Below are 22,847 nucleotides of genomic sequence, written 5' to 3' on the forward strand. Positions count from 1 at the left end.
GGGTAAGGGTAAATGGGGTGGCTCAGCTTACAACGCCGCTCAGTGCTCCCAGGGTGGATGATCGCCCAGCCGCTCGGCCAGGAAATCGACGAACGCACGTACCCGCGGCGGCACCAGCCGGCGCTGCGGCATTACCGCATGGATGCCGGTGGCGGCCAGCGGATAATCCGGCAGCAACACCTGCAGCCGTCCCTCACGCAGCTCTTCGTGCACATGCCAGATCGAGTGCATCGCGATGCCCAATCCGGCTACTACGGCATCACGCAGCAGTTCACCGAGATTGCTCTCGAAGCGGCCGTTCACCCGCTGCGCGATCTCGACGCCGTGGCCATCGTCGAAACGCCACACGTCCTGGCGCCCCTGACTGCCGACCAGCAGCAGACAATCGTGTGCGGCCAGATCCGCCGGTGTGCGCGGCGTGCCGTGCCGGCGCAGGTAATCCGGCGCGGCGCACAGCACGCGCCGGTTGACCGCCAGCTGGCGCGCGACCAGGCCGGAGTCGCCCAGCGCGCCGACGCGGATGCCCAGGTCGAAACCGGAGCCGACCAGATCCAGCATCTGGTCGTTGAGGTTCACGCTGAGCTTCACCCGCGGATACAGCGCCAGGAACTCCGGCAGCAAAGGCGAAATGTACTGACGGCCGAACGACGCCGGCAAGGTGACCCGCAAGGTGCCGGTCACTTCGGTGGCGCCCTGGCGCAGGCCGCCAGTCAGGGCTTCCAGGTCCTCCACCAGGGCACGACCCTGCTCGGCGAGGGCGGCACCTTCGGGCGTGGCGTGCAGCTGGCGGGTGGTCCGGTGCAGCAGGCGCACGCCGAGGTCGCGCTCCAGCCGTTTCAGGCGCTGGCTGGCCACCGCCACCGACAGGTCGAGGCTGCGCGCGGCCGCGCTGATCGAGCCCAGGTCGAGTACACGCAGGAACAGGCCGAGGTCGCCGACACGATCCATGACTATCAACCATGCATTGATAATGATTAGCCATCTTGGTGGTTTTTAGCGAAAAGGCAACCGCCTAAGCTGACGCATCGTTTCTGCCCGGATTGTCGTCATGCCCACTATTTCATCCACCCGACCACGCACGCCGTTGGCGTTGTACGCACTGACCGTGGGCGCGTTCGGCATCGGCACTACCGAATTCGTGATCATGGGCCTGCTGCTGCAGGTGTCCGCCGACCTGCACGTCAGCATCGCCGCCGCCGGCCTGCTGATCTCCGGCTATGCGCTGGGCGTATTCGTCGGTGCGCCGCTGCTCACTGCGGCGACCAGCCGGTTGCCGCACAAGACCGCGCTGATCGCGCTGATGGTGATCTTCACCATCGGCAACCTGGCCAGCGCGCTAGCGCCTAACTACGCCGTGCTGATGCTCGCGCGGGTGATTACTTCGCTGGCCCACGGCACCTTCTTCGGCGTGGGCGCGGTGGTGGCGACCGGCCTGGTGGCGGAGGACCGCAAGGCCTCGGCGATCTCGATCATGTTCACCGGTCTGACCGTGGCGACCCTGCTCGGCGTGCCGGCCGGTGCGTGGCTGGGACTGCATTTCGGCTGGCGCGCCACGTTCTGGGCGGTCAGTGCGATCGGCGTGCTCGCCACCGTGATCATCGCCACCCTGGTACCGGTCGACCGCGGCGACAGCGCACCGATGAAGTTCGTCGAGGAGCTGAAAGGCATCGCGCATCCGCAGGTGCTGCTCGGCCTGCTGATGACCGTACTCGGCTTCGCCGGCGTGTTCGCGGTGTTCACCTATATCCAGCCGATCCTCACCCGCGTCACCGGCTTTGCCGACAGCGCGGTGTCGCCGATCCTGCTGGTGTTCGGCGGCGGCATGGTGGTCGGCAACCTGTTTGGCGGCCGGCTCGCCGACAAACGACTGGTAGCGACACTGCTGGGCTCGCTGGCCGCGCTGGCGATCGTGCTCGGCGCGATGACGTTCGCGTTGCACAGCAAGCCGGCGATGATCGCCTTCAGCGGCCTGCTCGGCATCGCCGCGTTCGCCACCGTGGCACCGCTGCAGTTGCGCGTGCTGCAGAAAGCCACCGGTGGCCAGGTGTTGGCGTCGAGCTTCAACATCGCCGCGTTCAACCTCGGCAACGCGATCGGTGCATGGCTGGGCGGCATGGTGATCAGCCATGGCCCGGGTCTCGGCGCGGTGAGCTGGGTGGCGGCGCTGCTGCCAGTACTCGGGCTCGCCGTTGCGTTGTGGAGTGTACGGCTGGACACCCGACTGCCGCGGCGTCTACCCGCCTTGGCCTGTGTCGAAACCGCTCTCTGACTTTCACAAGGACTGCCTTCATGGAATACCGTTATCTCGGCAACTCCGGCTTCAAAGTACCCGCACTCGGCTTCGGCGCCGGCACGTTCGGCGGCAAAGGGCCGTTGTTCAGCGCGTGGGGCAATACCGATATCGAGGAAGCGAAACGGCTGATCGACATCTGCCTCGACGCCGGCGTGAACCTGTTCGACACAGCGGACGTCTATTCGGATGGAGCCTCGGAGTCGATCCTCGGCGCGGCGCTGAAGGGTCGGCGTGAGCAGGCAATCATCTCGACCAAGCTCACCCTGCGTGCGGGCGATGGCCCGAACGATGTCGGCGCCTCGCGTCATCATCTGATCAGCGGCGTCGAGCGCGCACTCAGACGCCTCGATACCGACTACATCGACCTGCTGCAGCTGCACCACTTCGACGCGATGACGCCGGTGGAACAGGTGATGTCGACGCTGGACGACCTGGTGCGCGCGGGCAAGGTGCGTTACCTCGGCGCGTCGAACTTCTCCGGCTGGCAGCTGATGAAATCGCAGGCCGCCGCCGACCGGCACGGCTACTCGCGCTTCGTCGCCAACCAGACCTACTACTCGCTGATCGGCCGTGACTACGAGTGGGAACTGATGCCGCTCGGGCTCGACCAAGGCGTTGGCGCGGTGGTCTGGAGTCCGCTCGGCTGGGGCCGGCTCACCGGCAAGATCCGCCGCGGCCAGCCATGGCCCGAAGGTAGCCGGCTGCACGACACCGCCGGCTTCGCGCCGCCGGTCGAGGAAGGGCGGCTGTATCGCGTGGTCGATGCACTCGATGCGATCGCCGCCGAAACCGGCAGGAGCGTGCCACAGGTCGCGCTGAACTGGCTGCTGCAGCGGCCGACGGTATCGACCGTGCTGATCGGTGCGCGCAATGAAGCGCAGCTGCGCCAGAACCTCGATGCCATCGGCTGGAATCTCACCCGCGACCAGGTCGCGCGGCTCGATACCGCCAGTGCCGTCACACCACCCTATCCTTACTACCCGTATTGGAATGGGCAGTTCGCCGAGCGCAATCCACCGGTCGTCTGAATCACCCCATCATGCATGCGATGCACTACTGCGGAGTCCCTATGAAAGCTGTTGCCCTCACCCGCTACCTGCCGATCGACGATCCGGAATCTCTCGTCGATGTCGAGCTGCCCAAACCGGTCGCTGGCGTACACGATCTGCTGGTGCGCGTCGAAGCAGTATCGGTGAATCCGGTCGATACCAAAGTGCGCTCGCAGAAACCGCAAATCGAGGCGCAACCAAAAGTGCTTGGTTACGACGCGGCCGGTACGGTCGAAGCGGTCGGCAAGTCCGTCAATGGCTTCAAGCCGGGCGATCGCGTGTACTACGCCGGCGATGTCACCCGCCCCGGCAGCAATGCCGAGTACCAGCTGGTCGATGCGCGACTGGCCGGCCACGCCCCTAAGTCGATCGAGCTGGCCGACGCTGCGGCGCTGCCGCTGACCACGATCACCGCGTGGGAGCTGCTGTTCCAGCGCATGCCGTTCGACAGCGAGAAGGGTGGCGTGGGCAAGTCACTGCTGATCATCGGCGGCGCCGGTGGTGTCGGCTCGATCGCGATCCAGCTGGCACGACGCGCCGGCTTCGCCGTGATCGCCACTGCCTCGCGCCCTGAGACCATCGCGTGGTGTCGCTCGCTGGGTGCGCAGCACGTGATCGACCATCGTCAGCCGCTGGCACCGCAGCTGGCTGCACTGGGTTTCGACCAGGTCGATGCCGCACTCAACCTCGCCGATACCTCTCGCTACTGGGACATCCTCGGCGAGATCCTGGCACCGCTCGGCCATGTCGGCCTGATCGTCGAGCCGAGCAGCGCACTGAAGATCGGCGATCCGTACAAGGCCAAGGCCATCGGCATCCACTGGGAAATGATGTTTGCGCGGCCGCGTTTCAAAACCGCTGATCAGGCCGAGCAGGGGCGCATTCTTGAACGCGTGGCCGCATTGATCGATGCCGGCGAGCTGCGCGGTACCCGCACTGAAACAGTGTCGCCGATCAACGCCACGAACTTGCGTGAAGCACATCGCCGGCTGGAGTCCGGCACCAGCATCGGCAAACTGGTGCTCGCAGACTGGTGATGCTGGGAGCGAAAAAAGCGCATGCGCTTCTTTCGCTCCCAGCAATCAACCGCGTTTGCCGGCGGCGGCCTTCTTGCTTGGCGCCGGCTTGGCTGGCTCGCCTTTCTTGCCCAGCTGTTCCAGCAGCGTATTCATGTCTTCGGCGTGCTCCTCTTCCATCGCCAGGATGCCTTCCAGCATGCGGCGGGTGGTCGAGTCGTCCGTGCCTATGTAGTCGATGATCTCGCGGTAGCTGTCGATCGCGATGCGTTCGGCGACCAGGTCTTCCTTGATCATGTCGACCAGATCCTCGCCCTCGACGTAGTCGGCATGACTACGGCTGAGCAGGCCTTCCGGTGACAGGTTGGGTTTGCCATCGAGCTGGGTAATGCGCTCGGCAATCAGGTCGGCATGGCCCTGCTCCTCGTTCGCATGTTCCAGAAACTCGGCCTTGACGCTCTGCGAATTGATGCCCGATGCCATGTAGTAGTGATATTTGTAACGCAGCACGCAGACCAGTTCGGTAGCCAGCGCGTGATTGAGCAGCTTGATCACCGTTTCCCGGTCAGCGTTGTAGCCCGCCGTCATCGCGCCCTTGTCGATGTCCTTGCGCGCGCGCTTGCGGATGTTCTCGATGTCGCTGACGAACGGCTTGGTCTTGGCCATGATTTGCTCCTGCGTACGGGAAAACGGGCGCGGGCGGGATGGTCCGACCGGCACCCACGAAAGTCCGCACAGCGTAGGAACGCATATGGAAAAGCCAGGTGAAGATTGCCTACGCCCGACACTCGGCCGCGCGACCAGCCTGGCGCAAGCGGAGGCCCTAACGCGGCAGGTAGGCGCGCAGAAACATCTCGACGCCGGCGCGGGCGGTGCTTTCGATTTCCTCGATGTAGCTCTCGGGACATTCGGTGCAACCGAACATCTGGCGCATCATCAGGTTGCCCTTGATCAGGGTTAGGAACTGCACGGTGCTGCGTGGCACGTCGTCGATGACGAGCTGGCCGGCGTCGACCGCCTGTTGCAGCAGACGTTCCATCAGGCCATGGGTGCGCGTGGCACCCTCTTCCCAGATCAGTTTGCCGTAACGCGGGTTGCCCTGGCGACAGTCACTGAGGATGGCGCGGAAGGTGCCCACGGTTTCGGCGTTGCAGTCCAGATGGGCGTGGGTCAGCGCCACCCGCAGCAACGTCTGGCGGATGTCGACCTGCGGGTCGAACAGATAGGTTTCTTCCGGCAACAGATCCTGGATGCGCGAACGGATCACCTCGCGGAACAGGTTGTCCTTGTCGCCGAAATGGCTGTACACAGTGAGCTTGGACACGCCCGCATCCGCCGCGATCGCGTCCATGCTGGTACCGGCAAACGCATTGCGTATGAACAGCGCCTTGGCCGCGGCCAGAATGGCGGCGCGCTTCTCCATGTCCTTCGGGCGACCGGGGCCTTGGGCTCTGATCTGCACGCTGGTATTCATGCCTCCACCTTCACAAACGGGAATTCGAGCTTTATTATACGCATCGGTTCAATTATTTTCCAGAATGGCGCCGGCGCAGTGATCTCGACGCCGTTCGTGCGCATCCGGCGGCAGATGACGTCCGTCAACCATTTGCGATGACTTCCGGCACTTCGTGGGTTGGCAGACAACCGGCAGGCTTGTCACTGTCGGGCATGTCATTGTAGGACCGGGCTCCAGCACTTATCCTCTTTGACCTTTTTTATCCGTACGGGACACGAGCAGATGGCGATGAATATCGAGCAGGCGCGACTGAACATGGTGGAGAACCAGGTCCGCCCGTGGGAAGTGCTGGACGGCCGCGTGCTGGATGTCATCGCGCGCGTGCGTCGCGAGCATTTCGTCGCACCCGAGCACCGCCAGCTTGCCTTCGCCGACCTGTGCCTGCCACTGGGCCATGGCGAGGTCATGATGAAGCCGGTCGTGGAAGGTCGCGTGCTGCAGGCGCTGGAGTTGCTGCCGACCGATCGCGTGCTGGAGATCGGCACCGGTTCGGGCTTCCTTACCGCCTGCCTGGCCACGTTGTCGGCGCAGGTGATCAGCGTGGACATCCATGCCGATTTCACCACCGCCGCTGCGCAGCGACTGCAGGACACCGGCGTCAGCAACGCGACCCTGGTCACCGGTGAGGCCGTCAATGCATGGCACCCCGATGGGTTGTTCGATGCGCTGGTGGTGACCGGCGCGGTGTTCGATATTCCGCCGCGCTGGCTGACCTGGCTCAAGCCGGGTGCCCGCGCGCTGGTCGTGCGTGGCCAGTCGCCCGTGCAGCACGCCACCTTGCTGACTCATGAAGGCGCCGGCCGCTACCGCGAAGAGATCCTGTTCGAAACCGACCTGCCCTACCTGACCCACGCCGAACCGCCACAACGGTTCGTCTTCTGACTACGCCCCAACCGATTCGATTCCCCATGAGGCAACCCATGCGTTTGAAGCTGCTCACCCTGGCCCTGGCACTGGCCGCCATCTCGCTGCCCAGCCACGGCGAGGATCTGCTCGATGCCTACCGTGACGCACGCGCCAACGACCCGGTGCTGTCGCAGGCCGACGCCACCCGGCTGGCCACTGGGGAAGGGGTCGATCAGGCGCGCGCGCTGCTGTTGCCGCAGATCTCCGGCAGCATGGGCCTGAGCCAGACCAACGGCGGCAACCAGACCGGTCACAGCCGCGCACGCACCATCAACGGCACGCTCAGCCAGACCGTAATCGACTTCAGCAAGTACGCCAACCTGAAGGCCGCGCACTCGGCGTCCGATGCGCAGGAGGAGTTCTACCAGGCCGCCGCACAGGAGCTTTACGTGCGCGTGGCCACCGCCTATTTCGGCGTGCTGACCAGCGAGGACGAACTGACCTACGCCAAGGCCAACGAGGACGCGTTCCGGCAGCAGTACGAGCAGTCCGACCAGCGCTTCAAGGTCGGCCTTTCGGCCATCACCGACGTCTATCAGGCCAAGGCCTATTACGAGGCGGCCAAATCGCAGACCATCGCGGCGCAGAATCAGCTCAACGATGCCCGCGAGGCGCTCACCCAGATCACCGGCAAGCCGACCGCCGACCTAAAGAAGCTGCGCGACGACCTGCCGATGCAGCCACCGGCACCGGCCGACCAGGACAGCTGGGTCAAGCAGGCGATGCAGACCAACCCCAGCCTGCTCGCGCAGAAGAACAACGTGGAGACGGCGCAACACAACATCAGCGTCGCACGTGCCGCCCATCTGCCCACGCTGACCGCCGGCGTGTCCTACGGCAAGGGTGCCGGCTGGTCGGATACCAATCCCACCGGCCGCTATCGTGACCCGGCCTCGACCACGATCGGGCTGACCCTGAACGTGCCGATCTTCTCCGGCGGCGGGACTCAATCGCGCGTGCGCCAGTCGATCTACCAGCGCGATGCCGCCACCGACGCGATGGAGTCGCAACGTCGCCAGGTGGTGCGCGACACGCTCAATTACTACCGCTCGGTGATCGCCGGCATCGCCCAGGTGGAATCGGCCAAGGCCTCGGTGGATTCCGGCCAGAAGGCGCTTGAGGCAACCCGCGCCGGTTTCGAGGTGGGCACCCAGACGATGACCAACGTGCTGCTGGCAATCCAGACCCTGACGTCCTCGGAAAGCAGCTACTCGCAGGCTCGCCACCAGTTCATCCTGAACAAGCTGCTGCTCAAGCAGACCGCCGGCACGGCTGACCTGAAGGACATCGAGGAGATCAATACCCTGCTGCAGTAAGCCGCCGCAGGTGACAGACACAAACGGCCGGGTTTGCGCCTGGCCGTTTTGCTGTCGGCACGACCTGGACGCGGGCTATTCCTGCAGCTGCGCGTCGATCAGCTGCATGATCCGCTGCACCGCGCCACGCTCGCGTTCGAAAACCTGCTGCGCCGCCTGCCCCATCCGCTCGCGCCTGGCGACATCGAGCAAGAGTTGCAGCATCTCTGGGCCGAGACGATCGACGCCCGCCACCCGTGCGGCACCGCCCTGATGGATCAGGCTGGCGGTGATCTCTTCGAAGTTGAACGTGTGCGGTCCCACCAGCACCGGCACGGACAGGGCCGCCGGCTCCAGCACGTTATGGCCACCGATCGGGACCAGGCTGCCGCCGACAAAGGCCACATCGCTGGCCGCGAAGAACGGCATCAGCTGCCCCATCGCGTCGATCACGAACACCTGATGCGCAGGCGACGGCACGCGATCGATGCTGCGCGTGGCCACCGCGAAGCCCAGGCTGCGCACCGCATGCTCGACCAACCGGAAGCGCTCGGGATGGCGCGGCGCCAGCAGCAGCAGCGCGTCGGGCAATCGCTTCAACACCTGCAGGTGCGCTTCCAGTACCGCCAGTTCCTCGCCTTCATGGGTACTGGCTGCCATCCATACCGGCCGACGCGGGCCCCAGTGTTCGCGCATTGCCGCGCCATCGGCTACCGCACCTTGTGGTATCGGCATGTCGAACTTCATGTTGCCAATGACCACGATCTGCTGTGGATCGGCGCCCAGCAGGCGATAGCGCGCGGCGTCGGTGCGCGACTGTGCGGCAATCAGGCTCACGCAGCGCAGCGCCGAACGCAGCAGCGCGCGCAGTGGCTTGTAGCCGCGCAACGAACGCTCGGACAGTCGCGCGTTGACGATCATCAGCGGAATCCCGCGCCGGCGGCAGGCGAAATACAGGTTCGGCCAGATCTCGGTTTCGACGATCAGGGCCAGTCGCGGGCGGATCTTTTTCAGGAAGCGGCCTACCGAATACGGCAGGTCGTACGGCAGGTAGACATGAAACACGCTGTCGCCGAACAGCTGGTGCACGCGCGCGGTGCCGGTCGGCGTCACCGTGGTGATCACCAGCGGCGCGTTCGGGTAGTCGCGGCGCAGCGCCTTGATCATCGGCTCGGCGGCATTCACCTCGCCCACCGACACTGCATGCACCCACAGGCTGCCGCTGAATCCTGGCGCATCAAAAAAGCCGAACCGCTCCGGCCAGCGTCGATGGTAGGGCCGCGAACGCACCCCGCGCGCCAGCAACCGCAGCACCAGCAGCGGCGTTACCAGAAACATCGCGAGAGTGTAGAGATAGCGCAGCAAAGTAAGTGCCCGGCATTCAACGCGGCAGTATACGAGAGCGGGGGGCGGTACACGGGCACGCGCGGTCGTTCCCCGATGCCACCTCCACTACAATGCGCACGATGCCCGGCATGCCCCGTCCCGCCTTCACCCGTTCCCTGCTTGCACCGCGCCACTGGCCGGCATGGCTCGGGGTGGCCGTGATCTGGCTGATCGCGCGACTGCCGCAGCGTGCGCTGTCGTGGCTGGGCCGCCGGCTGGGCGCACTGGTGCTGCGGACGCCCTCCGCGCGCCGGCATATCGCGCAAACCAACATCGCGCTGTGTTTCCCCGAACTCGATGCTCCCGGCCGGGCCGCGCTGGTCGATGCCAACCTGCGCGACATCGGCATGATGCTGGTGGAGTTTGCACTGGGATGGATGGGCAGCGATCGGCGCATGGCAGATATCCCGACCCGCATCGAGGGGCTGCAGCATCTCGAGGCAGCCCGTGCGCAGGGCCGCGGTGTGCTGTTGGTGGGCGGGCACTTTTCCCATCTGGAGCTGTGCGCCCGACTGGTCTCGCAGCGCATCCGCATCGCCGGCATGTACCGGCGGATGGACTCGGCGGTATTCGAGTGGGTCGTGCTGCGTGCGCGACTGCACTACGCCGCTGCGATGTTCGACAAGGACGACATCCGCGGCACCGTGAAATATCTGCGCAACGGCGGCACGCTGTGGTATGCCCCGGATCAGGACATGCGCAGCAAGGACACCGTGTTCGTGCCGTTCTTCGGCATACCGGCGGCCACCATCACCGCCACCCACCACCTGGCACGCATGTCCGGCGCGGTGGTGATCCCGTTCTTCCATCGGCGCCTGCCGGATGGACAGGGTTATGCGCTGCGGCTCGGTGCGCCGCTGGAAGGTTTCCCGGGCACCGACGTGCTGGCCGATACCGCTCGCGTCAACGCCTGCATCGAGCAGATGGTGCGTGAGGCGCCCGAACAATATCTGTGGGTGCATAAGCGCTTCAAGACCCGCCCGGCTGATGAGCCGGCGATCTACTGATTCCGCCGACAGCCAGGTGAAAGCCTGATTCGCTGAAAATTGCGCCGCTTTCGCGACCAGAGTCGATCACGCCGACTTGCCTCGCGTCCGAGTGGCGACCTCGCACAATCATTCCACCATCCTGAGACGGCACCCTCCGGGTTTGTCGCACGATCGGGCCGGAGACGACCCGTGCAAGGTTTCGCCACTCCATCGCGCCGCATCGGCAAAGGAGTTGGAAAAATGGACGAAGCCGGCCCGCGGGGGACATCCCCCATGCCCATTCTCATGTACCACAACATCGCACGCGCGCCGCGCGATCTGCGCGTGTATCGCAGCCTGTTCGTGAGCCCGGCTGCGTTCGCGCGGCAGATGTGGCTGCTGCGCCGATTCGGTTACACCGGACTGTCCATGTCGGCCGCGATGCCGTATCTGCGAGGCGAACGCGCAGGCCGCATTGCCATCATCACGCTGGACGATGGCTACGTGGACAACCTGGACTACGCGCTGCCCATTCTGCAGCGGTACGGTTTCAGCGCCACCTGCTATGTCGTCAGCGGCAGTGTCGGGCAATACAACCAGTGGGATGCCGAGCGGCTGGGTGTGCGCAAACCGTTGATGTCGGTGGAGCAACTGCGCGGCTGGCACCGCGGCGGCATGGAAATCGGCGCACATACGCGCAGCCATCCCCGGCTGACGCAATGCGATGGCGCGCAATTGCACGACGAGATCCACGGCAGCAAGGCGACGCTGGAGGATCACCTCGGCGCGCCGGTCACGCAGTTCTGCTACCCGTATGGCGACGCCGACGACCGCGTGGCTGGTGTGGTGCGCGAAGCCGGCTTCGCCGCCGCGACCACGACCCGACGCGGCCGGACCACCGCCGGCATGGACCTGTGGCGACTGCCGCGGGTCCAGGTTGCACGACACCACCTGTTGCCACAGTTCGGCATGCGGGTGCTGTCGCGCTATGAGGATCGCCGCGCATGAAGCTCCTTTTTGTCGGCACCAACCCCGAGAACACCGGGGCCGCCAGTCACTTTGTCGCACTGGCGCAAGCCATGGTCGAGGCCGGGCATCAGGTCACTGCGGTGGTCTATCCCGATGGTCTGATCTGGCAGGGGCTGGCCCGCTCCGGCATCCGTCGATACCAGTCGCAATTCCGCAACGTGTTTGACCTGCGCGGCTATGTCGCCGTCTTCAAGGCGGCACGACAGCTGAAACCGGACTGGCTGGTGGGAAACTTCGGCAAGGAGTACTGGCCGCTGATCCTGATCGGACGACTGCTGCGCATCCCGGTCGCGCTGTTCCGGCATCGCACGCCAGCCATGAAACGCCTCTCCGCCCGTCTGGTCCCGCGCCTCGCACAACGATTCCTTGCGGTCTCGGAGCACGCCCGCCAGGCCTATCTGGATCGAGGCATCCCGGGCCATCTGGTACGGGTGCTCTACAACCCGGTCGACACGGAACTGTGCCGGCCCGATCCGCGCGGACGCAGCGAGATCCTGCGCTCGCTTGGCCTGGATGAGGAAACGATCGTGCTCGGCTACACCGGCCGCATGCACAACGGCAAGGGCATCTTTCCCCTGTTCGAAGCCGCCACCGCGGCCATGGCGGAACAGCCGCGGCTGCACTGCCTGTGGCTGGGCGACGGCCCGGATGCACGAACGCTGCGTGAACGCGCCGCTGCCGATCCGACCGCGGACCGGCATCACTTCCTTGGCTGGATCCATGACGTCCAGCCCTATTACAGCGCGATGTCCATGCTGGCCTTCCCGTCGATAGCGACGGAAACCTTTGGCCGGGTCTCGGTCGAGGCGCAGGCCGCCGGCGTGCCCGTGTTGTGCAGCGATATCGGCGGGATTCCCGAGACACTGGAGGCGGGGGTGACCGGCCTGCTGCTGCCGCCGGGCAACGTGGCCGCATGGCGCGACGCCATCCTGAAGTTATGCGACCCATCCCTGCGGATGTCGATGGGTGCAGCCGCGCGCGAATATGTGCAAAAGCATTTCAGTACGCTGGTGATCGCCAGCCAGTTCCTGCAGATACTGACCAGCGACTGAGCCTGCGTCGGATCAATCCCGCGGCCGGCGCCGCCCCTCGTACAACTTCGCGTATTTCAGGAACGCGTAGAAGGCGTGGACCCGCGCCGCGATGAAGCCGGCCCAGCCGGAACGCCAGTGCCCGCGCAGCACGTAGTAGCGCAGGAACGCCACGGCCGGATACGCCACCATGCGCAGGCGCAGCCAGCGCACCCGACGTTGGGTCAGGTCGGCCAGCTGCAGGCTGGAGTAGCGGTTCGCCTTGGCCACGCGCCCGGCGATGTCGGGTTCGCCGTAATGATCGATGACCACGTCGAGCACGCCCACTGGGCCGTCCACTTGCACCTCCTCGTGCACCTCGTGATCGCTCATGCGTGCACGTTGCCGGTCGAACAGACGCACATAGTGATTGAGCCGGCTGCGCGCAGACTGCCAGCGCCAGAACTGCCACTCGCGGCGCCACAACTGGTAACCCGCATGCGCAGGCGCCTGCAGCGCCTGTTGCAGCACTGCGGCTGCGGCTGCACCCAGCGATTCGTCCGAATCCAGCAGCAGCACCCAGCGATGGCTGGCCAGGTCGATCGCCGCCTGCTTCTGCGCGCTGTAGCCGGCAAACGGCTGGGCGTGGATACGCGCGCCGTAGTGCGCGGCGATCGCCTTGGTGGCGTCGGTCGAACCCGAGTCCAGCACAACGATCTCGTCGGCCCAGCTCACCCCGCGCAGGCAGGCGTCGAGCGTATCGGCGTTGTTGAATGTGGTCACCACCACCGACAGCGGCTCACGCCCGCTCATCATCGGCCTCCACGTACAGCGCGGCGCACCACAAGCCGAGCAGCCAGCCGAACAGCAACCCCCACCAGGCCGAATAGAAGGCCAAATGCGTATTCAACGGAAACAGCATCACGCCCAGCGCCAGCGTGACCGGGAACGCCCGCGCGCGCGCTGCCGCGCCGACCCGGCGCCATGCGCGCAGCGCCAGCGCCACGGCGGCGAGCCACAGCAGCAGGCCGATCGCACCGGTTTCGGTAAGCACCTCCAGCACCAGCTGATGCGCATGGCAGGCACCTTCGCCCACGCCGCAGGCTTCGCCGGTAGCCACGAAGTGATCATTCGCCGGCGCATAGGCCGGATAGGCGTAGCGAAAACCCCGCGCGCCGACACCGTTGACCGGATGTGCCGCAATCATGCCGACGCTGGCATGCCAGATGTCGAGCCGGCCACTGAGCGCCGTGTCGATCGACTGGTCGGTGCCCTGCAGCACGAGCAGGGTGCGCTCCATCCGATCATGAAAACGGCTGGAGGTTTTCCAGGCGACGCCGCCGGCCAGCGCCAGCAGTGCCGCCGCGATCGCGCACAGCCCGGCAAAGCGCAGCGGCGACTTTGCCTCGCGCCAGGCAAAGCCCAGCGCCACCAGCGCGTAACACAGCCATGCCGCGCGTGAGCCCGCCAGCAGCACCGGGCCCAATACCAGCACGAACGCGAGCAGCAGACCCGGCAAGCCCCAGCGTCGCCGCGCAGCCCACAGTGCAAAGGGCGACAACACGGCCAGGGTCGGCCCCAGCTTGAGATTGTCGGCACCGAAGATACCGGAGACGCGCTCCGCCTCGGCGTGGCCGCCCAGGCTCCAGCCGGTCAGTGCCTGCACCCACGCGTCGACACACCACAATCCAAGCACCAATGCCACGGCCACATACAGTGCCTGCAGCTTGTGCTCGCGACGGATCGCGAAACACGCATACAAACCCAGCGGCGCGTAACGCAGCAACGCAGCCACCGTTCCCCAGCTCTTGCCCGGCATGATCGCGTCGACGGCGGACAACAACGCCGCGCCCACGTACGCGGCCAGCAGCCACAACAGCAGGCGCGCACCAGGATGTTGCCGCAGCGCCTGCGGTTCGCGCGCAAACAGCAGGATCACGCCGAGCAGGCACAGCGCGGTACCCAGCTCCGAACTGCGCCCGAACGGCAGCAGCGCCATCACCAACCAGAACGGCAGCAGCGGGGAACGCAGCGCAGCCTTGAGTGAGGTGCCGAAGGAATTCATGCGTGGATCGAAGAGGAGGCGGTCCCGCATTGTAGGCGAGCGCGAACGCCCGCGCGCCCGAACCGCTCTCAGCTGGTGGCCACTTCGTCGTACAGCGCCAGGGTGGCATCCTGCATGTCGGTCAGGCGGTAACTCTGCAATGGCGAGATCGGCGGCGCCACGCGCAACAACTCGGCGGCACGTTCAACCAGCCGCTCGCGATCGCCCGGCGGCACGCGACCGGCCGGATACAGTTCGGCCAGCAATTCGCCGACGCCACCATGCGCATAACCGAGCACCGGCCGGCACAACGACAGTGCCTCGATCACCGTGCGCCCGAACGATTCGGGTTTGTTCGACAGCTGCAGCACCAGCGCGGATATCGCGTAGATGTCGCGGATATCGTGGCGCGGTGGCGACAACACGACCTGCGAGGTGACTCCACGCACGCGGATCAGGTCCCGCAGCTCGGCCACGTAGGCTTCGCGACCGGGCTCGATCACGCCCAGCAGCAGCAGGCGGGCCTCGATCCCGCGACGCTTGAGGTCGGCCAGCAGTTCGATCGCGTCGTGATGGCCCTTCAGGCGCGTGCCGCGTGCAGGCAGGGTCAGCAACGGTGCACCGCTCAGCGCCGGGTATTCGGCAAAGAAAGCTTTCTGCCACGCGTCGTCGGGCCGATGCCCGTAGGGGAACGCGACCGGGTCGATTCCGCGCGGGATCACCCGCACCCTGGCTGGCTCCAGCCAGCGGTAATGGCTGAGCACGTAATCGCGCATGGTCTGCGAGACCGCGATCACGCGCTCCCCACGCAGCAGGATCGCGCTGTAGCGTCCCGGCGAATTGAGCCCGTGCACGGTGGTGATGAAGTGCGGCCGCGGCGTCATGCCCTTGAGCGCCCACCAGCCCATCCAGGCCGGCAATCGCGAACGGGCATGCACGATGTCCGGCTTGAGCTCGCGCAGCACCCGGCGCAACGCACCGAGCCGGGTCAGGGTGAACAGCGACTTGCGACCCAGGTCGAGCGTGACATGCTCGCTGCCCTCGGCCTGCAACTGCGCGTCCAGCCGGCCGCCGGCGGAGATCACCACCGAGCGATGACCGGCCTGCACCAGCGCGCGGGCAATCTCCAGCGCCGATCGCTCCGCACCGCCGGAATGCAGCGCGGGGATCAACTGGACCACGGTCAACAGCTTGGCGGGAACGGCAATGCTGGACATGAGCTCTGGGCTGGAGGCTTTCATTCTCTAAAGGCAAGCAAAAACAATGCCGCCAGCGGCTCGCGCCAGTCGGACGATCAGTCGCGCAACACGTAATGCGCACCGCAGTAGGCGCAGGTTGATTCACCGTCGTCATCGACGATCGGCAGGTACACCTTCGGGTGCGAATTCCACAGCTCCATGCCGGGCATCGGGCAGGACAGCGGCAGGTCGGTGCGCGTCACTTCGTAACGATTTTCGGCATTTGCCGGCACCGGTGGCACCGTCGCGGACAGGGGGCGTGACATCGGTGAACTCCAGACTGGACATCAGGCCGCAAATGGTAGCAGGCTGCAGCCTTCTGTCGGGGGGCAGGAACGGGGAAGCGGGGCGAATCAACCACGGCGTTCAGCCGACAGGTTGCTGCAGGTTTTGTCACCAAGTGGGCACACCATCATCGACCGGTGCTTCGCATCGGGCCAACTGCCACTGCTTTAGGAGCAGACCATGGATTCCGGAAAAGTCATCGAACGCGTCAAGGCCATCCTGACGACACCCAAGACCGAATGGCCCGTGGCTGCCGCCGAGCCGGCCACGGTGAGCGGCCTCTACGCGGGCTATATCGCGATCATCGCCGCACTGCCGATCATCGCCGGCTTCATCAAGGGCAGCCTGATCGGCGCCAGCATCTTCGGCATCACGGTGCGTACCCCGATCGGCATGGGCATCGTCGGCATGGTGCTGCACTATGCACTGACCCTGGCGCTGGTCTATGTGATGGCGCTGATCATCAATGCGCTGGCGCCCACCTTCGGCGGTCAGAAGGACATGCTGCAAGCACTCAAGACCGTCGCCTACGCGTGGACTGCCAGCTGGATCGCCGGCATCGCGGTGATCGTGCCGTGGCTGGGCTGGCTGATCGCGATCGCGGGCGCCGTCTACGCCATCTACCTGCTGTACCTGGGCCTGCCGCACACGATGAAATGCCCACCGGAGAAGGCCGGGGGCTACACCGCCGTCAGCATCATCATCGCGATCGTGCTGAGCTGGATCGTCGCGCTGATCGTCGGCGGCGTGATCGGCACCGCCGCCATGAGCGGTGCGGCCATGAGCGGCCTGCATGTCACCGGCAACAACGGCGACAGCGTCACCGTCGACAGCAACAGCGCACTCGGCAAGCTCGCCGCGATGGGCCAGCGCGCCGAGCAGGCCAGCAAGGAACTGGACGCCGCGCAGAAATCCGGCGACAGCGCCGCCCAATCGGCGGCCATGGGCAAGATGATGGGCGCGGTATCCGGCAGCAACGGCCCGGTCGAGGCGCTCGCGCCCGACCAGATCAAGGCGTTCCTGCCCGAGAGCCTGGGCAACCTCAAGCGCACCAGCACCTCGGCCCAGCGCAACAATGCGATGGGCATGCAGATCTCCGAAGCCACCGCAGAGTATTCCGGCGACAACAACCAGCGCATCACGCTGGAGGTCACCGACACCGGCGGCGCCAAAGGCTTCATGGCGATGGCCGCCGCCATGGCGCCCGAGGAAGAGAAGGAAACCGACCACGGCTACGAGAAGACCTACACCGCCGACGGCAACATGGTCCACGAGGCGTGGGACACCCAGTCCAAGTCCGGCGAGTACAGCGTGGTGCTCGGCAAGCGTTTCACGGTGAAGGCGAACGGCAACGTCGACAGCATCGACCAGTTGAAGCAGGCGGTGACCAGCGTCGACATGAGCAAGCTGGAGTCACTGAAGGATGCCGGCGTGAAGTCCAACTGATCCATCGCCCCACGGGCACAAAAAAACCGCGCCATTACCGGCGCGGTTTTTTTGTGTGCCGTGGAAGCTTACTTGGCCGGATCGGCCTTCGGCACCGAGCCCTCGGTGGTGATGCGGATGGTGAGCTCGTCACTGACATTCGGCACGTAGGCGCCGAGGCCGAAATCCGAACGCTTGATGCTGGCGGTGGCGTCGAAACCGATCGACTGCGCCTTGCTCATCGGGTGCGGTCCGACCTTGTTCAGCGTGGCCGCCAACACCACCACCTTGGTCACGCCGTGCACGGTCAGGTCACCGGTGACCTTGAAGTTGTGGCCGCCCAGCGGCTGCACCTTGGTGCTCTTGAACGTCACCGTCGGGTATTTGTCGGCGTCGAGGAAGTCCGCCTCCTTCAGGTGCTTGTCCAGCGCCGGCACATGCGTGTCCAGATTGGCCAGCGGCAACGTCACCTCGACGCTGGACTGCGCCGGATGCTGCTCGTCGAACACCAGCGTGCCCTCGCCCAGGCCGAAATCGGCGGTGGGGTTGGAATAGCCGAAGTGGTTCCAGCTGAACAACACCATCGTATGGCTGGGATCGAGTTTGTAGGTGACCGGGGCGGCCTGCACCGACACGGCGGCGCCGAGGAGGCCGGCAAGAACGAGATACTTCAGTGCACGCATGGGATAGGTTCCTTGGAAAGTGGTGATGGGGGACACGGGTCAGGCGATCTTGCAGGCTTCGTCGAACGCAAGCCGGGGACTGCGCGGAAACAGGTTGCGACTGACATCGCCGTAACCGATGCTGATCACGAAATTCGACTTGATCGCGGTGCCTGCAAAGAACGCCGCGTCCACGCCGGCATTGTCGAAGCCGGACATCGGTCCGCAATCCAGCCCGAGCGCGCGCGCAGCCATCAGTACATAAGCGCCCTGTAGGGTGGCGTTGCGGAAGGCCGTGGTATCGATCAACGGCTGGTTGCCGACGAACCAGCTGCGCGCGTCGGCGTGCGGAAACAACTTCGGCAGCTGCTCGTAGAACTCATGGTCGGTGCCGATGATCGCGGTCACCGGCGCCTCCAGGGTCTTGGCCCGGTTGCCGTCGGACATCAGCGGCGCGAGCTTCGCTTTCGCTTCGGCGGATTTCACGAACACCACGCGCATCGGCGAGGAGTTCGCGCTGGTCGGGCCGAACTTGGCCAGCTCGTACAGCTGGTGCAGTTGCTCGTCGCTGACTTCCTTCGGCAACCAGGCATTGAGCGTGCGGGCACTGCGGAACAACTGATCCAGGGTGGCCTCGGAAAGCAACTCGCTCATGGGTATCCTTTGTTGAAAGACGCGCCGACGGTGGCGCCATAGTCCGCAAGTGTATAGGTGGGCGAACGCGAACAGACTCGGGCTGCGGAGAACGTACTGTGTTCATCTGGGAAACAATGCCGCGACGGCCGCGCTCATGTTGACGCCGCAGGGCGAATGCTGGGTCATCACCGATGCCGCCGCCGGCAACCAGCGGCAGGCGTTGGCGCTGGCCGAGCACCTACAGATGCCGATACGCCACCTGGTGCTGGAGCCGCGTGCGCCCTGGTCATGGTTTGCACCGCGCCTCACTCTCGGCGGTCGGCTCGCCCTGCCGGCCATCCAGCGCAAGCTGTTCTCTGCGCCGTGGCCTCGCGTCGCGATCGGTTGCGGCCGGGCGGCAGCGCTGTTCACCCGCATGCTGCGCGACCTGTCCGATGGCCAGTGCTACACCGTGCAGATCCTCGATCCGCGCATCGATCCTGCCTCTTGGGATACGGTGGTCGCGCCGCAGCACGACCGCGTCGCCGGCGCCAACGTGCTGCGACCGCTCGGTTCATTGAACACGGTCAACGACGAATGGCTGGCCGACGGCCGCGAAGCCTGCCCCGGTTTCGCCGAGCTGCCGCAGCCGCGCGTAGGTGTGCTGCTGGGCGGCCCGCGCCAGGGCATCGCACTGAATGCGGACTACGCCCGTCAACTGGCCACGCGCCTGCTGCAACGCCAGCGCCTTGAAGGCGGCAGCCTGCTGGTGCTGGCTTCGAGGCGCACCTCGCCGGCGTTGATCGAGGTTTTTCGCGATGCACTGAAAGGCGTGCCCGGCCTGCTATGGGCCGGTCGCGACGACGGCCGCAACCCCTACCCGGGCGTGCTCGGCTGGGCCGACCGCCTCGTGGTCACGCCCGATTCGGTCAACATGCTCAGCGAAGCCTGCGCGGTCGGCTGCCCGGTGCAGACCTTCGTCACCGCACCGTTGCCGGCGAAGATCGCGCGATTCCATCAGGCCTTGCGTGACGCAGACCGGTTGCATGATCTCGACAGCACGGCGACACCTTCATCCATGCCGCTGCGCGAGACCGCAACCATGGCCACCGAATTGCGCGCGCGAATCCTGCGGCGGCAATCGCAACAGGCGTTGAACTGAACCGCCTGCGCCGGACCCGCGGCGAAAGAACCGCGGTCAGTCGAATGCAAAACCCAGCGCCGCGGTGACCTCGCACACGCCGTCGCACAGCTGGTGCAATGCCGCGTCGCGCGGCGTGATGCGCGAGCGCAGGTCGAGCGTGCAGGCCAGGGCGCGTTGCAGCAGGTCGGCGTGCGCCACGGTCAGGATCGCTGCCTGATCGGCGTTGAGCAGGCCGGCGATGCGGCATGCCTCGATCAGGCCGGCGTTCGCGGTGACACCCAGAAGCTCCGGGCATCGCGCCGCATGCGCCAGCACCAGACCCTGCAGCGCGAATTCGATATCGAGCAGGCCGCCGCGGCCCTGCTTGAGATCGAGCTGGTGTTCGTCGGAGCGATCGCGCTCGGCGCGCCAGCGCTGGCGCATGCTGCTGACTTCGGCCAGCACGGCGAGGAGATTGCGCGGCACGGCAAGGATCTCGCGCCGCACTTCGGCCAGCTCGTGGTTGAGCGACGCGTCGCCGGCGACCGGCCGTGCGCGCAGCAGGGCCTGATGCTCCCACGTCCATGCGCGGCTTTTCTGATACGCGGCAAACGCGTCGAGGCTGCCGACCAGCAAACCCTTGGAGCCGTCCGGACGCAGTCGCGTATCGACCTCGTACATGCGCCCGGCCCGGGTCAGCACGGTGAGCCAGTTCATCACCCGCTGGGCGAGGCGCTGATACCAGCGTGCGCCTTCCAGCGGACGCGCGCCGTCACTCATCGCCTGCGCGCGGCGACCGTCGTAGACGAATACCAGATCCAGATCGGAAGCGAAGCCCAGCTCGCCGCCACCGAGACTGCCATAGCCAAGCACGGCGAAGCCGGAACCCACGCCGGGCAGCCGGCCGTGCTGGGCGATCAGTTCCCGTTCGGCCAGCGCCAGCACGGCACCGACCACCGACTCGGCCAGTGCGGCCAGTCGACGCGCCGTAGCCACCGCATCGGCGCGGCCATCATTGAAGGCCAGCCCCAGCCGGAACGCGGTGGAGGCGCGGAACTCGTTGATCCGCTCGAGCTCGGCTTCGGCTTCGCGCTCATCCAGCGTATTCAGCACGCGGGCGATTTCGGCGGTGATGTCGGCGCGCTTGAACGGCAATTGATCGATGCGTGGATCGAGCACATCGTCCAGCAGCAGCGGCTGCGTGATCACGCGCTCGGCCAGAAAGGCACTGTCGGCAAACAGCCGCACCAGGCGCTTGCGTGCAGCCGGCTGTTCCTCCAGCAGCGCCAGATACGACGAGCGCCGCGCCACCGCCTGCATCAGCCGGCACAGACGCAACAGGCTGGCTACCGGTGCAGCCGTGGCACGCGCGGCACTGAACAGCTGCGGCATCAGGTGATCGAGCCGTTCGCGCGAGCGGGCCGACATCGAGCGCACCGCCGCGGCCTGCGGCAGCTTCAGCAGCGTGTCGGCCAGTTCGGCAGCAGGCACGAAGCCGGATGCCTCGAGCGTGCCGGCATCGAGCGATTCGTCGCACGCCCGTTGCCACAACACCATGTCGGCCGCCGGCACGCTGGCGGCGCGACCACCTTGCGGCATCAGCACCGCGGCGAACTCCTCGCTGACGACGGCGCGATGTTTGCTCAGTGCCGATTCCAGGGCAGTCCAGTCGGGATAGTCCAGGCTCAGCGCGATGCGTTCGCGGCTCAGCGCATCGTCGGGGATGTCATGCGTCTGCGCGTCGCGCAGCATCTGCACGCGGTTCTCGACCCGGCGCAACAGCACGTAGGCCTCGCGCAGCATGCGTGCGCGCGCAGCGCCGATGTGACCACGCGCCTCGCACGCGGTCAGCGCCGGCAGCAGGCCGCGCACGCGCAGGCTCGGCTCGCGGCCGCCGCGGATCAACTGGGTCAGCTGCACGATGAACTCGATCTCACGGATGCCGCCGGGGCCGAGCTTGAGGTTGTCGGCCAGGTCCTTGCGCGCGACTTCCGCATCGATCAACGCCTTCATCTCGCGCAGGCCGGCGAACGCGGTGTAGTCGAGGTACTTGCGATAGACGAATGGCCGCAGCAATTCCTGCAGCTGCTTGCCGGCAGCGCGGTCGCCGGCCACCGGGCGCGCCTTGATCCAGGCGTAGCGCTCCCAGTCGCGCCCTTCGCTCTGGTAGTACTGCTCCATCGCGGCGAACGACAGCGCCAACCTACCCGCGTTGCCGAACGGGCGCAGGCGCAGGTCGACCCGTGCGCAGATGCCGTCCATGGTCGGCTCGTTCAGCAGCCGCACCAGCTGGCGACCGAGCCGGATGAAGTACTCGCTGTTGTCGAGCGGCCGCGCGCCATCGGTCTGGCCCGCGTGTGGGTACGCCAGCACCAGGTCGATGTCGGAGGAGAAGTTCAGCTCGCTGCCGCCGAGCTTGCCGAAGCCGATCACCAGCAGCCGTTGCAGCACACCGTCGTGGTCGCGGCTGTAGCCGTAGCGCGCGGCCAGCGCACGCTCGGACCAGCCCAATGCCACGCCGAGCAAGGCCTCGTACAACACGCTGGTGGCGGACAGGGTCTCGGGCAGTTCGTCCAGCCCGTTGACGTCGCGGAACACCAGTCGCAACGCCTCGGCGTGGCGAAACCGGCGCAGCGCGACCATGCACGCCGCTTCGTCGTCGGGCAGCTTGAGCGCTTCGATGCGCGCGCTGGCATCGCTGCCGGAACGCAACCGCTCCAGCCCGGCCGGCGCCAGCAGCTGCGGCTGGCGGCACCACACGTCGAACGCGAAGTCGCTGGCCAGCAGGGTGCGGCGAATCCGCTCGGCGACGCCGGCATCGTCATGCAGCGGCACGCCGGCGGCGCGACAACGGGCGGCAAGATCGCCGTAGCGATCGTCGATCAGCGCACGCAGCGCAGCGGATTCATGGGCAGGCATCGGCCCATTGTGCCGCAGCAGGGACAAACTGCCGACAAGGGTTTGCATCGGCAATCACCGTCGGTACA

21 protein-coding genes are annotated in these 22,847 nt (G+C 66.1%); 10 read left to right on the forward strand and 11 right to left on the reverse strand.

The features are described from left to right. Positions 1–39: 39 nt before the first annotated feature. Positions 40–948 (reverse strand): LysR family transcriptional regulator, encoded by a 909-nt coding sequence (locus EAH75_RS19010; RefSeq protein ID WP_140655950.1) that lies wholly within the window; start codon positions 946–948, stop codon positions 40–42. A 100-nt stretch (positions 949–1,048) separates the two neighbouring features. Between EAH75_RS19010 and EAH75_RS19015 the strand changes: the two genes are divergently transcribed. From EAH75_RS19015 to EAH75_RS19025, 3 genes are read left to right on the forward strand one after another with little or no spacing between them, the layout of a single operon-like run. Further along, a complete protein-coding gene (locus EAH75_RS19015; protein WP_140806531.1) occupies positions 1,049–2,269 on the forward strand; it encodes an MFS transporter in 1,221 nt (406 codons plus the stop codon). 20 nt (positions 2,270–2,289) lie between these two features. Then, positions 2,290–3,321, forward strand: a complete 1,032-nt coding sequence (locus EAH75_RS19020) for an aldo/keto reductase (RefSeq protein ID WP_140806532.1) — start codon at positions 2,290–2,292, stop codon at positions 3,319–3,321. Between the two features lie 41 nt (positions 3,322–3,362). Continuing rightward, entirely contained in the window at positions 3,363–4,379 is a 1,017-nt protein-coding gene (locus tag EAH75_RS19025; RefSeq protein ID WP_140806533.1) for a zinc-binding alcohol dehydrogenase family protein, read from the forward strand. A gap of 45 nt (positions 4,380–4,424) precedes the next feature. Here EAH75_RS19025 and EAH75_RS19030 read toward each other — a convergent pair whose 3' ends face one another. Both EAH75_RS19030 and EAH75_RS19035 read right to left on the reverse strand, forming a co-directional pair. Then, entirely contained in the window at positions 4,425–5,024 is a 600-nt protein-coding gene (locus tag EAH75_RS19030; protein WP_140655937.1) for a ferritin-like domain-containing protein, read from the reverse strand. 157 nt (positions 5,025–5,181) lie between these two features. Further along, positions 5,182–5,832: a TetR/AcrR family transcriptional regulator gene (locus EAH75_RS19035; protein ID WP_140806534.1), complete on the reverse strand. Its 651-nt coding sequence runs from the start codon at positions 5,830–5,832 to the stop codon at positions 5,182–5,184. A 264-nt stretch (positions 5,833–6,096) separates the two neighbouring features. Here EAH75_RS19035 and EAH75_RS19040 point away from each other — a divergent pair, with 264 nt between their 5' ends. Together EAH75_RS19040 and EAH75_RS19045 are read left to right on the forward strand one after the other, a co-directional pair. Continuing rightward, a complete protein-coding gene (locus EAH75_RS19040; protein WP_140655929.1) occupies positions 6,097–6,756 on the forward strand; it encodes a protein-L-isoaspartate O-methyltransferase family protein in 660 nt (219 codons plus the stop codon). A 38-nt stretch (positions 6,757–6,794) separates the two neighbouring features. Then, a complete protein-coding gene (locus EAH75_RS19045) occupies positions 6,795–8,096 on the forward strand; it encodes a TolC family outer membrane protein (RefSeq protein ID WP_140655927.1) in 1,302 nt (433 codons plus the stop codon). Between the two features lie 75 nt (positions 8,097–8,171). On the opposite strand, the gene waaA is transcribed toward EAH75_RS19045, so the two are convergent. Beyond that, on the reverse strand, positions 8,172–9,413 hold the full coding sequence (gene waaA, locus EAH75_RS19050; protein WP_241668997.1) for a lipid IV(A) 3-deoxy-D-manno-octulosonic acid transferase: 1,242 nt from the start codon (positions 9,411–9,413) through the stop codon (positions 8,172–8,174). A gap of 137 nt (positions 9,414–9,550) precedes the next feature. On the opposite strand from waaA, the gene lpxL reads away from it, so the two are divergent. The 3 genes from lpxL to EAH75_RS19065 all read left to right on the forward strand — a co-directional run bounded on the left by lpxL (position 9,551) and on the right by EAH75_RS19065 (position 12,510). Next, a complete protein-coding gene (gene lpxL / locus EAH75_RS19055; RefSeq protein ID WP_240046344.1) occupies positions 9,551–10,468 on the forward strand; it encodes an LpxL/LpxP family Kdo(2)-lipid IV(A) lauroyl/palmitoleoyl acyltransferase in 918 nt (305 codons plus the stop codon). Between the two features lie 255 nt (positions 10,469–10,723). Then, positions 10,724–11,437: a polysaccharide deacetylase family protein gene (locus EAH75_RS19060; protein ID WP_428993525.1), complete on the forward strand. Its 714-nt coding sequence runs from the start codon at positions 10,724–10,726 to the stop codon at positions 11,435–11,437. Next, positions 11,434–12,510, forward strand: a complete 1,077-nt coding sequence (locus EAH75_RS19065) for a glycosyltransferase family 4 protein (protein WP_140655919.1) — start codon at positions 11,434–11,436, stop codon at positions 12,508–12,510. The genes EAH75_RS19060 and EAH75_RS19065 overlap by 4 nt, the downstream gene beginning before the upstream one ends. A gap of 12 nt (positions 12,511–12,522) precedes the next feature. Here EAH75_RS19065 and EAH75_RS19070 read toward each other — a convergent pair whose 3' ends face one another. The 4 genes from EAH75_RS19070 to EAH75_RS19085 form a co-directional block, all read right to left on the reverse strand. After that, on the reverse strand, positions 12,523–13,284 hold the full coding sequence (locus EAH75_RS19070; RefSeq protein WP_140655916.1) for a glycosyltransferase family 2 protein: 762 nt from the start codon (positions 13,282–13,284) through the stop codon (positions 12,523–12,525). Further along, positions 13,268–14,533, reverse strand: coding sequence for an O-antigen ligase family protein (locus EAH75_RS19075; protein ID WP_140655913.1), 1,266 nt, complete (start codon positions 14,531–14,533; stop codon positions 13,268–13,270). The genes EAH75_RS19070 and EAH75_RS19075 overlap by 17 nt, the downstream gene beginning before the upstream one ends. A gap of 68 nt (positions 14,534–14,601) precedes the next feature. Then, on the reverse strand, positions 14,602–15,729 hold the full coding sequence (locus EAH75_RS19080; RefSeq protein WP_140655910.1) for a glycosyltransferase: 1,128 nt from the start codon (positions 15,727–15,729) through the stop codon (positions 14,602–14,604). A gap of 77 nt (positions 15,730–15,806) precedes the next feature. After that, complete coding sequence (locus EAH75_RS19085) at positions 15,807–16,016, reverse strand: zinc-finger domain-containing protein (protein ID WP_140655906.1); 210 nt, start codon at positions 16,014–16,016, stop codon at positions 15,807–15,809. 199 nt (positions 16,017–16,215) lie between these two features. Here EAH75_RS19085 and EAH75_RS19090 point away from each other — a divergent pair, with 199 nt between their 5' ends. Next, positions 16,216–17,481 (forward strand): Yip1 family protein, encoded by a 1,266-nt coding sequence (locus EAH75_RS19090; protein WP_140655903.1) that lies wholly within the window; start codon positions 16,216–16,218, stop codon positions 17,479–17,481. A 68-nt stretch (positions 17,482–17,549) separates the two neighbouring features. Here the strand turns inward: EAH75_RS19090 and EAH75_RS19095 are convergent, their stop codons facing one another. Both EAH75_RS19095 and EAH75_RS19100 read right to left on the reverse strand, forming a co-directional pair. Next, positions 17,550–18,143, reverse strand: coding sequence for a YceI family protein (locus EAH75_RS19095; protein WP_140655900.1), 594 nt, complete (start codon positions 18,141–18,143; stop codon positions 17,550–17,552). Positions 18,144–18,182: 39 nt separating this feature from the next. Further along, on the reverse strand, positions 18,183–18,776 hold the full coding sequence (locus tag EAH75_RS19100; RefSeq protein WP_140655897.1) for a malonic semialdehyde reductase: 594 nt from the start codon (positions 18,774–18,776) through the stop codon (positions 18,183–18,185). 136 nt (positions 18,777–18,912) lie between these two features. On the opposite strand from EAH75_RS19100, the gene EAH75_RS19105 reads away from it, so the two are divergent. Further along, positions 18,913–19,899, forward strand: a complete 987-nt coding sequence (locus EAH75_RS19105) for a mitochondrial fission ELM1 family protein (protein ID WP_140655893.1) — start codon at positions 18,913–18,915, stop codon at positions 19,897–19,899. Between the two features lie 36 nt (positions 19,900–19,935). On the opposite strand, the gene glnE is transcribed toward EAH75_RS19105, so the two are convergent. Beyond that, on the reverse strand, positions 19,936–22,779 hold the full coding sequence (glnE, locus tag EAH75_RS19110; RefSeq protein WP_140806546.1) for a bifunctional [glutamate--ammonia ligase]-adenylyl-L-tyrosine phosphorylase/[glutamate--ammonia-ligase] adenylyltransferase: 2,844 nt from the start codon (positions 22,777–22,779) through the stop codon (positions 19,936–19,938). Positions 22,780–22,847 lie beyond the last annotated feature (68 nt).

The sequence above is a fragment of the Rhodanobacter glycinis genome (assembly GCF_006438785.1).
Classification (GTDB): Bacteria; Pseudomonadota; Gammaproteobacteria; order Xanthomonadales; family Rhodanobacteraceae; genus Rhodanobacter; species Rhodanobacter glycinis_A.